The organism is Lysinibacillus sp. NPDC097287 (assembly GCF_044761695.1).
In the GTDB taxonomy this organism is placed as follows: Bacteria; Bacillota; Bacilli; order Bacillales_A; family Planococcaceae; genus Lysinibacillus.
In genome coordinates this window covers 30,418-42,997 of the sequence record NZ_JBIWCX010000016.1, presented here as the reverse complement: position 1 = coordinate 42,997, position 12,580 = coordinate 30,418, and the positions used below count along the sequence as shown (strand labels likewise).

11 protein-coding genes are annotated in these 12,580 nt (G+C 38.9%); 8 read left to right on the top strand and 3 right to left on the bottom strand.

Going from position 1 to position 12,580, the window contains the following annotated elements:
• Positions 1-11 precede the first annotated feature (11 nt).
• From ACIQ2D_RS18380 to ACIQ2D_RS18365, 4 genes are all read left to right on the top strand, one after another.
• Positions 12-485: a glutathione peroxidase gene (locus ACIQ2D_RS18380; protein ID WP_402866684.1), complete on the top strand. Its 474-nt coding sequence runs from the start codon at positions 12-14 to the stop codon at positions 483-485.
• Between the two features lie 250 nt (positions 486-735).
• Positions 736-1,503 carry an ABC transporter ATP-binding protein gene (locus ACIQ2D_RS18375; protein ID WP_402866681.1) on the top strand — a complete coding sequence of 256 codons (768 nt, stop codon included), beginning with the start codon at positions 736-738 and terminating at the stop codon, positions 1,501-1,503.
• Entirely contained in the window at positions 1,490-3,361 is a 1,872-nt protein-coding gene (locus tag ACIQ2D_RS18370) for an FtsX-like permease family protein (protein ID WP_402866679.1), read from the top strand. Before ACIQ2D_RS18375 ends, ACIQ2D_RS18370 begins: the two co-directional genes overlap by 14 nt.
• 1 nt (position 3,362) lies before the next feature.
• On the top strand, positions 3,363-3,722 hold the full coding sequence (locus tag ACIQ2D_RS18365; RefSeq protein WP_402866677.1) for a YxeA family protein: 360 nt from the start codon (positions 3,363-3,365) through the stop codon (positions 3,720-3,722).
• Between the two features lie 47 nt (positions 3,723-3,769).
• Here the strand turns inward: ACIQ2D_RS18365 and ACIQ2D_RS18360 are convergent, their stop codons facing one another.
• Entirely contained in the window at positions 3,770-5,152 is a 1,383-nt protein-coding gene (locus tag ACIQ2D_RS18360; RefSeq protein ID WP_402866674.1) for a HAMP domain-containing sensor histidine kinase, read from the bottom strand.
• A gap of 15 nt (positions 5,153-5,167) precedes the next feature.
• On the bottom strand, positions 5,168-5,884 hold the full coding sequence (locus tag ACIQ2D_RS18355; protein WP_402866671.1) for a response regulator transcription factor: 717 nt from the start codon (positions 5,882-5,884) through the stop codon (positions 5,168-5,170).
• 385 nt (positions 5,885-6,269) lie between these two features.
• On the opposite strand from ACIQ2D_RS18355, the gene ACIQ2D_RS18350 reads away from it, so the two are divergent.
• The 4 genes from ACIQ2D_RS18350 to ACIQ2D_RS18335 all read left to right on the top strand — a co-directional run bounded on the left by ACIQ2D_RS18350 (position 6,270) and on the right by ACIQ2D_RS18335 (position 11,127).
• Positions 6,270-6,884, top strand: coding sequence for a PH domain-containing protein (locus tag ACIQ2D_RS18350; RefSeq protein ID WP_402866668.1), 615 nt, complete (start codon positions 6,270-6,272; stop codon positions 6,882-6,884).
• A 116-nt stretch (positions 6,885-7,000) separates the two neighbouring features.
• A complete protein-coding gene (locus ACIQ2D_RS18345; protein ID WP_402866665.1) occupies positions 7,001-8,362 on the top strand; it encodes an acetamidase/formamidase family protein in 1,362 nt (453 codons plus the stop codon).
• A 263-nt stretch (positions 8,363-8,625) separates the two neighbouring features.
• A complete protein-coding gene (locus ACIQ2D_RS18340) occupies positions 8,626-9,111 on the top strand; it encodes an HPP family protein (RefSeq protein WP_402866799.1) in 486 nt (161 codons plus the stop codon).
• Between the two features lie 540 nt (positions 9,112-9,651).
• Positions 9,652-11,127 (top strand): hypothetical protein, encoded by a 1,476-nt coding sequence (locus ACIQ2D_RS18335; protein WP_402866662.1) that lies wholly within the window; start codon positions 9,652-9,654, stop codon positions 11,125-11,127.
• Positions 11,128-11,337: 210 nt separating this feature from the next.
• Here the strand turns inward: ACIQ2D_RS18335 and ACIQ2D_RS18330 are convergent, their stop codons facing one another.
• Positions 11,338-12,522 carry a CaiB/BaiF CoA transferase family protein gene (locus ACIQ2D_RS18330; RefSeq protein WP_402866659.1) on the bottom strand — a complete coding sequence of 395 codons (1,185 nt, stop codon included), beginning with the start codon at positions 12,520-12,522 and terminating at the stop codon, positions 11,338-11,340.
• Positions 12,523-12,580 lie beyond the last annotated feature (58 nt).

Genomic DNA, 12,580 nt, shown 5'->3' with positions numbered 1-12,580 from the left:
GGGGAATCTAGATGAGTATTTATGATATCAATGTGAAATTAGAAGACGGAACACAGTATAGCTTAGAGCGCTACAGGGGCCAAGTAATGCTCATTGTGAATACGGCGTCAAAGTGTGGTTTTACCCCACAATTCGACGGATTAGAAGCATTATATAAGAAATATAAGGATGAAGGTTTTGTTGTACTTGGCTTCCCGTCGAATCAATTTAAGCAAGAAGTAGCAACAGCCGAGGAAGCGGCTGCAAATTGCCGTTTGACGTATGGTGTCACTTTCCCTATGCATGAAGTTGTAAAGGTGAATGGTAAGGATGCGCATCCGATTTTTGACTATGTGACATCCCATTCAAAAGGGATTCTTGGAAAGAGCGTTAAATGGAATTTTACAAAGTTTCTAGTTAATCGTGAGGGTGAAGTTGTGGCCCGCTTTGGTTCAACTGATAAACCTAGTAGTTTTGAGGATGAAATACAAAAAGTATTAGCTTAAGAAAATGATGGGTTCATGCACTGATTGTGTATGGACCCTTTTTGTTGTTCTTTGTAAGGTTGATGACGATAATTTTAAAAAGTTGGGCGATAAAACGCAAAAGTTGTCTGATAAACCTGTCGATAAACCTCAAAAACTTTTCGATAACCGTAAAATTATTTAAGGTTCTTGTAAGCTTGCCACAATTTTAATGTAAGTTTGGGTGGATATACTGTAGTCAAATGCAAATCATAGAAGAGGTGAGCGACAAATGACTCCATTATTAAAAGTACAAAATGTAGGGAAAGTTTATGGAAACGGCGCAAACACATTTACTGCGCTTTCGAATATAACGTTTGAAGTAGAAAAGGGTGAGTTTGTAGGCGTTATGGGGCCTTCGGGCGCTGGGAAATCAACGCTACTGAACGTGCTCGCAACAATTGATACGCCAACGACAGGTGATATCGTAATTGGCGAAGCAAATTTAGCACTTATGAAAGATGCTGAGCTAGCAGACTTCCGCCGTGATAATTTAGGGTTTATTTTTCAAGATTATAACTTACTCGATTCGTTAACTGTACGTGAAAATATTGTGTTGCCACTGGCGATTGCAAAGGTGCCAGCGAAAGAAATTAATACACGTGTAGCGCAAATTGCAGGATTATTTGGTATTAGCGATCTACTAGATAAATATCCTTACCAGATATCGGGTGGGCAAAAGCAGCGAACTGCATCATCTCGTGCGCTTGTGACAGAGCCACAGCTTATTTTTGCCGATGAGCCAACGGGTGCGCTCGATTCAAAATCAGCAACGGATTTACTGGAAAGACTGAGTGATTTAAATAAATCGCAAGCTTCAACAATAATGATGGTGACTCACGATGCATTTGCGGCAAGTTTCTGTCAGCGCATTCTATTTATCCAAGACGGACAGTTATCGAAAGAAATTCACCGAGGGACGCAAACACGTAAGCAGTTTTTCCAAGAGATCCTGCAGGTGCTAGCAGATATCGGAGGTGAGGTTAATGACGTTATTTAGTCTTGCGCAAAAAAATATTCAACGAAATTTATCGAATTACTTTTTATATATTGCTTCTATGGTGTTCAGTATTGTTATTTACTTTACGTTTGTGACGCTTAAATACAATGATGAAATTTCAGCATTAACGGGCACATCGCAAAAAATTCAAGGGCTGATGAACGCATCGTCCATTATATTATTGTTCTTCATTGTTATTTTCATAGCGTATTCCAATTCATTTTTTATGAAGAAGCGGAAAAAAGAAGTGGCACTTTATTCATTGCTCGGAGTACGTAAGCAAAAGATTGGTTTAATGCTCTTTTTTGAGAACCTTGTTATTGGGCTTATATCACTTGTGCTAGGCATTGTTATTGGATTTTTTATGTCGAAAATTTTACTAACAATTTTAGTGCGATTGATGGGCTATGAGGTTGTGGCGAACTTCACGTTTTCAGGACAGGCTGTACTGAATACAGTAGTAATTTTCGCTATATTGTTCCTGTTCACCTCACTACAAGGGTATCGTGTAATCTATCAATTCAAGCTTATTGATTTATTTCACGCTGAAAAGCAGGGTGAAAAAATGCCTCGTGCCTCTGTTTTTGCAGCAATGGTAGGTACGATACTTGTCGGATTTGGCTACTACACATCCGTTACGGATATTTTTACAAGCTCGATTTGGCGCTTTTTCACGATACTCGGCACACCGTTATTAGTGATCGCCGTAACAATTGTTGGGACGTATTTATTGTTCCATAGTGTGAGTGTATTCGTGTTAACGGCGCTCAAAAAGGCGACGGCATGGTCATGGAAGGGACTTAATTTGATTGGGGTATCTCAGTTACTTTACCGCATTCGTGGCAACGCAAAGTCGCTATCCATTATTGCGATTTTAAGTGCCACAACGATTACAGCAGGCGGTGCAGTTTTTGGGATTTACTACAACACTGAGAGTTCTGTGCGGCTAGCAATGCCCAATACATTCATGTGGAAGGGGGACACAGTCGACTTTTCACAGAAAGACGTCGTGTATAACGAGGCGTTAAATGTGAAAAATTTACGTGTCGATAATGACTTTGCCTTCTTTGAATACACATTGTTGAAAGAATCGGATTACAATCATTTAGCGAAGTTGCAAGGTGTAGACCGTGAGCTTCATGTTGCAGATGGTTCAACGATTTTACTAGATACTACGTATGATGAACGCTTTTCACATGATTTTACGGGTGAGGCATTTACATTAGAAAACGGGGAGTCTTTCTATGTTGAAAAAATGTATACGGAAAGTGTACTGAATTTTTTCCCGGCAGGTACAGTACTTGTAGTAAATGATCAAGAATTTGCGAAGACAAACGCTGAAGACATGGTCATGCAAGCTGTTGGCATGAAAAATGATTTAAAACAGCAAGAGTTGTCTAAGGTCATTTATAATCAGTTGTCACCAGAGCAGCAAGAATCGTTTTCGAGTGTGCCTCAAAGCTATGAAGATAGCATGGCTGGTGTTGGTTCATTACTGTTTGTTGGTAGCTTTTTAGGGCTTGTATTCCTAGCAGCTACAGGTAGTATTATTTATTTCAAAATATTAACTGAAGCGGAAGAAGACCAAGCAAAGTATGCAATATTAAATAAAATCGGGGTTAATGGCAAGCAAATGATCAAAACAATTGCAGGGCAGGTAGCTGTTATTTTCGGTGCACCACTTCTTGTCGGAATACTGCATAGTGCCTTTGCTTTAACAGCACTTTCACAGCTATTTAACATGGATATTACAAAGCCGGTCATTATTGGGATGCTTGCATATACAGCAATTTACGCCATTTACTACGTATTTACGGTACGTTCATTTTATAAAATTGTTAAACAAGGAGCAAAGTAATATGAAAAAAGTATATATTGGGATTGGTGCTGCACTTATTCTATTTGTTGCAGCGCTGGTGGCATTAATGACTGTCGATTTTAATCGTATAAATAAGGATACGTACTATCTACAAGTGACGACAGACGGCGAATTAGAAGAATATAAATTAAATACAGGTGAGATAGCTAAGACTTATTGGTATGAGCTACCGTCTTACGATGAGCGTGGAAAAGAGCAAACATTGAAATTTTCTGCTACTAAAAACTTACGTAAAGATGCGTATTTAAAACTGTATGTGAAAAATGGCAATGAAGTAACATCTTACAATGAAGTACAGTTTGATGAAATTCCACCAAAAGCACAGGAACAACTGAAATAATGAATGAAAGTGCCCCGATTATGCCGGGGCATTTTTTTATGGGAAAGCTATATCGTTGTTAAATAAATGCTAACTGTAGTGCCTTCATTCTCTTTTGAGGTGATGGAAACAGTACCGCCATGTGCTTCAATGATATCTCGGGCGATGGCGGTGCCAAGACCTGTGCCTAAAGTATGGGCTGTATTTGTGCCACGGTAATAACGTTCGAAAATATGCTCAAGGTCTTCTTCTGCGATACCCTTACCGTTATCAGAAATGGTGATAGAGTCTGTATCGACATGGACTTTTATCTCAACATCATGTGGATTGTGCAGCAATGCATTATATAAAAAATTCACAACAGCACGTCGCATAAAATGAGCATCAATGCTCTGTGTAATGGTATCTGCGGAGGCGTCGAATTCGATATTTGCCTGCTCGTACTGTGGCATATTGAGCGTATCAATCACAATTTCACGTACAAATTGTACGATATTGGTGTCATTCAGTTGCAATGGTAATTGCTGATGACGGAGACGCATAGTTAAATTTAAATCATCTAGGAGGTCCTGCATATGGAGCGATTGTTTTTCAATAATACGAGAGTATTCAGCTTGCTCGCTTTCTGTTAAATTGCCTTCACGTAATAGTTCAGAATAACCACGGATAGAAGCGAGTGGTGTTTTCATATCGTGCGATACGTTACTAATCCATTCCTCACGCATTATTTCAAGACGCTTTCGTTCCATTTCATGTGCGGCAAGTTCGTTCGACACCTCATTTAAATTTGAAATAACAGGTTTATACAGACCTTTTGGCGTTTTTACTTGTGTATGCTTGCGATTTTTTAAATGCTGAATTTGCTCGATTAGCGCATAGAGTGGTTTCGTCAGTGCACGACCAAAAAACCAACCAACAAGCGCTGTCACAAGTAAATCAGCAATGACTATAGCTAAGCCGAACTTTCCAAGAAGCTGCAAAAAGGATGAGGGTGAAAAGTTCCATACCACGCGCGACACGCTTCTATCTTGAATCCCAACTAAATAGTTAAATTCATCATTACCGCCAATATAAACAGTTGTCGATGGATCGATTTCTCGGTATTTATAAGTTTGGATTAAATCGAGTGGCGAGTAGTGTGCTAAGGCATTGTCTGGCACATTATGTCCGCCAATCATGTCGCCGTTTTGATTTAGCACTTGTACCCACGCGTTATGTTCCTTTAATAGCTGCAAACCCTTGTCATCAAAGGTGATATCGCCATTATGATATTGAATGTACTGCTCAAATTCTCGTGTGAATTGCTCGGTGTTAGTAACTTCAGGTGTTTGAAAATTTGTTGTTTGCTGATAAAAGAACAAGCTAATAAAAATTGCTGTATTGACGAAAATCACAATGATAGCGATGGATAACACAGATAATAAAAACTGTGCAGTGAGTCTCCATTTCATAAATGACGAGCCTCCTTACTTTGCAATGACAAATTTATAGCCTAAGCCTTTTACGGTAGTGATGAAAATTGGATTAGAAGGGTCGCTCTCCACTTTTTCTCGTAGTCGTCGGATATGCACCATGACTGTATTATCGGAGCCGTAAAAATCTTCGCCCCATACACGTTCAAACAAAGTCTCCTTACTTAAAATTCTGTTTGGATTGTGCATGAAGCAAGCCATTAAGCCGACTTCCTTAGCCGTTAGCTCTAGCAACACACCATCTTTATGTACTTCCGTTTCATCAGCATTCATTGAAAATGGACCATTTTCTAGTACGTCTTTTTTTGTTTCAAGAATAGATGTAGTGTCTTGAGTTTGATAGCCCGCTCTACGTAACTGTGCTTTCACACGATAAGCAACTTCTTTCGGGCTAAAGGGCTTGGTAATGTAATCATCCCCTCCGATTGCAAGACCTAAAATTTTATCGATTTCCTCTGTTTTAGCCGACATAAAGAGTACCGGCACATGTGAAATTTCACGAATGCGACGACATAAATCATAACCTTCACCATCCGGAAGCATAACGTCGAGTAATACGATATTTGGGGTTTTCTTTTGAAAGCTCGTCCATGCCTCGGAAAGGGTACCAGCTGTGTGAATATATTTGAATCCCTCTTTTTGAAGGCTTGATTTTAGGAGATTAGCTAAATCAGCCTCATCATCTACAACTAAAATGATTGGTTCTTGCATATCGTTTCGCTCCATTCCTTATGATGTTTGATTATAAACGAAAATTTTCTGAAATACGAAGTGTAGACATAGTCTTAAATGCCAACTTTCTAAAGTATCTCCCTACTTATTAATATTTAAAAATTTAGCAGGCAAGCTTTGATCAACTTTGTTATCGAGTCGCTCAAGCTGATGGTGAAGTCGCTCAAGTGAGGCAAAGAGTCGCTCAACTTGGTGATGAGGTCGCTCAAGTGTGGTCAAGATTCGCTCAATTAGGTCATGAAGTCGTCCCCATATATCCACCAAACCACTCCGACCAATAAAAATATATACTTTTACATAGGAATGAAACTTTTTCCAATTTCGAAACGTAGAGAAAGTTAATGATGATTTAGGAGGAATGGCGATGTTTAAAAAAATAGCAGCAGATGCACTTGGACTTTCGGATATTGGAGTAGTAGTACCACGTGAGGACTTCGATAAAACAGATGCAGATGATTTTATCCTACAAGAGATTGACGAAAAAATTTATTTTTTAATTAAAACAAAGGCAGATGAATACTGCTTTACTAATCGTGCCTTGATTCATGTAGATGGTGCAAATGCGATGAGTAAAAAACGTATGCTCCGCCGCTACGACTATTCAATGCATACAATTGGTGATGTTTTTCTGGAAACAGCAGGAACTATTGATCTTGATGTCGAAATTAAGTTTACAGTAGGCAATATTCCGCTTTCTATCGACATCCATAAGCGTTTTATTGACGACATTAAAGATTTATATAAGGCGATGCATGCTATTAGTTATGAGCAAAAGCAAAATGCCTACAAGTTAGAAGTTGCGGAGAAAAGTTTATCGATTGCTTCAGCATCACTTGGTCGCATAGGGAACGATAATATAACACCAGCTGCTTCATTCAAGGAAATAACGAGCTTTTCAAACAAATGGATGCTCGATCATAAGGATAATTATGTGAAGGAAGATTTCTCTCATATTTTTGATTTATACATCAATAATTAATCGACGTAGCTCTCTGCTTTGGAAGTAGAGGGCTCTCATTTTAGATTCTAGTAAGGCGTATTTGAAATATTTACATATGTAAAATAGAAATTACACTATTAGGAGCGTGTCGAAAAATGATAAACGAATTACAAGAGCTAGATAAAAATCAACAAATTGAACGAGAAGAAATAATAGAGCAACCGCAAGCCGTCGAGACATTATTCGTAAATGAATTTATAGATGGCATTTTAGATCCACATCAGGAAATGCTAGGGCCAGTAAAGAATGGCGGTACGATTATCGCAAATACAACGCCAGGCTGCTGGGGACCGATGATTACGCCGACGATTCGTGGTGGTCATGAGGTAACAAAGCCTGTATTTATCGAAGGTGCAGAAGTAGGCGATGCAATCGTCATTAAGATTAAGTCAATTCAGGTCACTTCTATGGCGACTTCTTCGGGACATGATGAAGCGATTTTAGACCGTTTCATCGGTGATCCGTTTGTATCTGTGAAATGTCCTGGCTGTGGGAAATTACATCCACGTACAGTTGTCAGTGGAATTGGTGCACAGGCAATTCGTTGTGCAACATGTAATACAGAGACATCACCATTTAAAATGACAAATGGCTATACGATGGTGCTCGGTCATAATAGTGACATAGGCGTAACGGTTGGACGTGAAGGGGCCCGACGTATTGCATTAGATGCGAAAAATTATATGCGTACACCTGAAAACTCTGTGCAAAATCCAGTCGTGGCATTGGCACCGAGTGATTTAGTCGGAGTTATGGCGAGAATGCGTCCGTTTTTGGGGCAGCTTGGTACAACACCTTCGAAGGCAATGCCAGACTCGCATAATGCCGGAGATTTTGGTTCATTTTTGGTGGGTGCACCGCATGAATATGCATTTACACAAGAGGAGTTAGACCTGCACCGCACAGACGGACATATGGACATTAGCCGCGTTCGCGAAGGTGCCACAATTATTTGTCCGGTAAAGGTACCTGGAGGAGGCGTGTATATTGGTGATATGCACGCGATGCAAGGTGACGGTGAAATTGCTGGTCATACGACTGATGTAGCAGGCATTGTGCAACTACAAGTGAGTGTTTTGAAAAAAGTAGCCCTTGAAGGTCCAATTCTTCTTTCGAATGAAGATGATTTACCATATACGGCAAAGCCATTTACAAAGGAAGAAAAACGTCGGGCACGTGAATTGGCAGAAGAGTATGGTGTGAAGCAGGTTGAGGATGTATTCCCAGTGTCTGTCGTGGGATCAGGTACAACGTTAAATGAGGCAACAGATAATGCGTTAGGTCGTGCTGCTCGATTATTCGAAATGACAGTACCTGAGGTCATGAATCGTGCAACAATAACGGGATCTATTGAGATTGGTCGTCATCCTGGTGTTGTGACAGCAACTTTCCAAGTGCCGAAAGCAACTCTAAAAAAGGCACGTATTTTTAAGCCAGTGAAAAAACAATACGATTAATTATCCTAACCTATTCACAATTGTGGATAGGTTTTTTATATGAAGTCTTACCGTACACAGTAGCTATTTTTGGCGAAAATGTGTCGATTGGAAATTGAAATCTACCAAAATATCGGTATAATAAGAGAAATAAACATAATGTACTGGAAAAAATGCATGTAAAACAGAATTTTGTATGTGGGAGGTGACGATAAGTGAGAGAAGTTGCACACTTACAGGAAAAAGTAGAGAAGAAAAACCTGCTGAAGAGTTATATAGCGAAAATGTATGGTGGTGGGCATGCACCTTCTAGGACCAATTTTGCAGATGCAGCAACGGGTGCTGTAGGTGGGCTGATTTGTATTTTTTTATTGTTATGTTTGACGAATTATACAGGAGCCCCGTGGTTAATGGCATCACTTGGTGGTAGTTGTGTACTTGTTTTTGTTGTGTGGAATGCGCCGTTATCACAGCCACGGAATATTATTGGGGGACATTTTATTTCTGCCTTTATCGGTTTGGCGATGTACTCGTTGTTTGGGACAAGCACGTTTTCGATTAGTTTAGGTGTGGCTTTGACAATTTTCTTCATGGCGTTTACGGGTGTAATTCATCCACCAGCTGGAGCGAACCCAATAATCATTATTCTCGGAGGATATGGATGGAGTTATTTAGTGGTACCAGTGCTAATTGGCGCCGTATTGATTGTTGTTTTGGGACTGCTCATTAATAATCTTCGCGGGACAAGAAAATATCCAGTATTTTGGTGAAAATGCACTGCTGATATGACATAATTGATCACTGTTTTAATTGTTATAAAAATATCTAACTTAAATTATCTTTTTTGAGAAATTTTTTGTAACTTTTTTTGAGTTGATGCGTCTACTGTTTTAGGATGCGGTAAGAACTACATTTTATTAAGCTCCATAAGAGAAATGGCACTAATAAGATTAACCTTTTATTCCGCAATGCATGTAATTATACATAATTATGTGTTATAAATTTTCTTGAGAGATATGATTTCAAGAGGCTAACCATTTGTTAGCATAGATAAATGGACATACTGTGTTACAGCTTACTCGGGCTACCAACCAAGGGACTAGCTGTTTTGTAGTATATGCTGTTTATCCAATAACAAATGAGTTGATGTAAAAGCCATCTAAGAAAGTGAGTGATCACCATTTTCTTAGATGGCTTTTGTGTGTGGATAAATATAAACAGCTCGATACATATCAATTATTTTCTCGCATATTATGGAGAGAATTTGTTATATTGAAGAAAGAGTGTTATTTAAAGGAGGCACTAGTTGTATGTTGCTGCGTTGTGATGAGCAATTATTAACTGCGTATCGTCATAATGGTGAGTTAGGTGCTGAAGAGTTACTGTCGAAGTGGGCGGAGGATTCAGCTAATCCACAAAATAATCCACAGATTTTTGGACAAACCTTATCACCTGATTTGTTTTTGGTTAGTGAGGAAGTGGCAATGAATATTGCATTTTCGACTGCCCGTAAATATTGGGGGCGTGTACCTGTGGAGGCCCAAGTTTTTTTTGAGAACCAAGGCTTAGATTCAATGTTTATGAATGAACGGCTCGATTCTTTTTTCTATTCACAGAAAGGGAAGGAGACGTTCTTTGAGCAGCTTTACGCACAGCATACAATGAATGTAGAGCAATTAATTTGGTTAATTTTCGGGAAACGCCGAGACGTTAATATACAAACAACAGAATTACAGACTATCTTTTTATATAAAATTGAAAATGAGTACATTGTACACATGATTTATAAAGAGGATATACAATTTTGGCATTGGCTTTTTATGAAAAAAATTTATTCATTACTTATCCACAAACAATTAGAACAATTAACATTTATCCATGAAATTATGCGTCACTTTGAATATTCGGCACAGAAAAGTTATACACATGTGCGTAACTTTTCGTATAATTATAAAAAAAATCTGGATAAGTGTATAACTTATGTGGATAATAAAAATCCTTCGTGTTTAGCAAAGAAGCAATTGCAGCTGTATCAAATCGTTGCACATTACAAGTGGGCAGAAAATGATTTTAGGAAAGTGAGAGAGCTAATTGTTTCCTTTGAAATAGAGTGGCGTTATTCGATGTATGCGCTAACGGAAAAAGAAAAAGTATTAATCGCTTATATTTTATTTAATGTCGCACATCAGGAGAAACATGCGGATGATGTTATTCAGTATGGTGAATATTTATTAGATGATGAACGATTGAATAATTATGCGATTGAAATTATGTTGGAATATAAAGAACTTTTACCGAATATTAAACCAACACCACAAGCAATTGTAAAAAACTATGCAAATAATTATTTGGAAAATCTATATGCAATGCTGTTACAAAATTACGTGCAGACCGGAAATTACACGAAGGGATTAAAGTTGTTAAAAGAACAAGCACTTGTCTCAAGTAAGAAAATCCATGAAGCATTGGTGCATAAGAAATATAGCCATGAGCAGTTCATAGCTATTGAGTCAGCGATTCAAAAGGATATCGCTATCCAGGTGAACAATTCATTGCAACAGATTGGCGCATCGTTGGAAGAATGGCGTCGGAACTATCGTGATCCAGAGGCACCTTATTATTTCACTGCGCAAAGTAGTTCCTTGAATATGATGAATATCTTGAAAGTGTTATTTGTTACGGAGCAGTATGAGTTGTTTGAAAAATTAATGGAAATGTATAAAAAATATTTGCTCGTCGACGAACATTTTGAGGAAATGCGTTTGTTTATCAGCGCTTATGTTTGAAAAATCTCGAAAGTCGTTCATAAATAAAAAAGCGGGATGGCTCAAGTACTATTGAGTCATCCCGTTTCACTTTATCCCGCCCAAACAGACGCTAATATTCCATTTCAAAATTTTTGAAAAACAAAGCAGGTTGGGTGAGATGTAAGGGTCCGATTGATTCAACTAACCAACAGTAGGGTGAAGAAAATCCCTACTGTTGGAAGTTTCACTTTATTCCAGTACACCTTTTTCTTGTAATGCAGCGATTTGTTCTTCACTGTAGCCAATGGAAGCTAGCACTTCATCGTTATGTTCGCCAAGTTTGGCGCCGACATGCCTATAGACTGGCTGCGTTCCTCCGAATTTGAAGGCAGAAGCAATTTGTTTTTGCGTTGTCCCATCATTTTTCGGAATATCAACAATCATGCCCCTTGCTACAAGCTGTGGATGCTCGCAAGCTTCTGGGAATGTTAGTACAGGCTCTACACAGCCTTCAAAGTCATCATTGAAGATCTCAAGCCATTCCGCATACGTTTTCGATAAAAATGCATCATGTACTGCCTCTTTAAAACGAGTCTGTGTATAGAAGGAATCATTAAATGTATTATCTATAAGCTCTGGAATATCAAGCGCTTCACATAGTAGTTTACGGAATTGTGGCTCCAAACTACCTACAGAGAAAAAGCGACCATCCTTTGTTTTATAGAAATCGTAGTAGCTACCGCCATTTAAAATTTCTTGCTCAGGCTGTGGAATACGCCCACCACCAATGTAAGCTGAGCCATACATCGCATTGAGCGAAAATACTGCGTCAGTCATGCTAATGTCCACATATTGGCCTTCACCTGTTTTTTCACGATGAAGCGCAGCAGCAAGTATCCCGATTGCCGCATGCATCGTACCACCTGCCATATCAGCGAGTTGAATCCCCATTGAAACAGGTTTTTTGTCCTTATGGCGTGAATAGTCGAGCACGCCAGCAAGTGATAAGTAATTATTATCGTGTCCAGGGCGATTGCTAAATGGACCTGTTTGTCCGTAGCCTGTAATAGAGCAATAGATCAACTTCGGATTCACTTCTTTTAACGCTTCATAACCAATACCAAGGCGTTGCATCACCCCAGGCCGGAAACCTTCAATAATAATGTCATACTCTTCTACAAGTGATTTAACGATTTCTACAGCTTCCGGTGATTTTAAGTTTAATGTTAATGACTTTTTTGAGCGATTCAAATGCTGATGAATATACGCTTCTCTATCCTCATCATAAGGAGGCATAATGCGTGTTAAATCAACGCGCTTGGAGGATTCTACATGAATAACCTCCGCCCCTAAATCAGCAAAAATCATTGTTGCCATTGGTCCCGGTAATAACGCAGAAAAATCGAGAATTTTTAACCCCTTTAAAATACCCAAATCTCCTCAACCCCTTTTGTTTAGACATTGCGCCACATCATCGAATATGTAGCGTAAA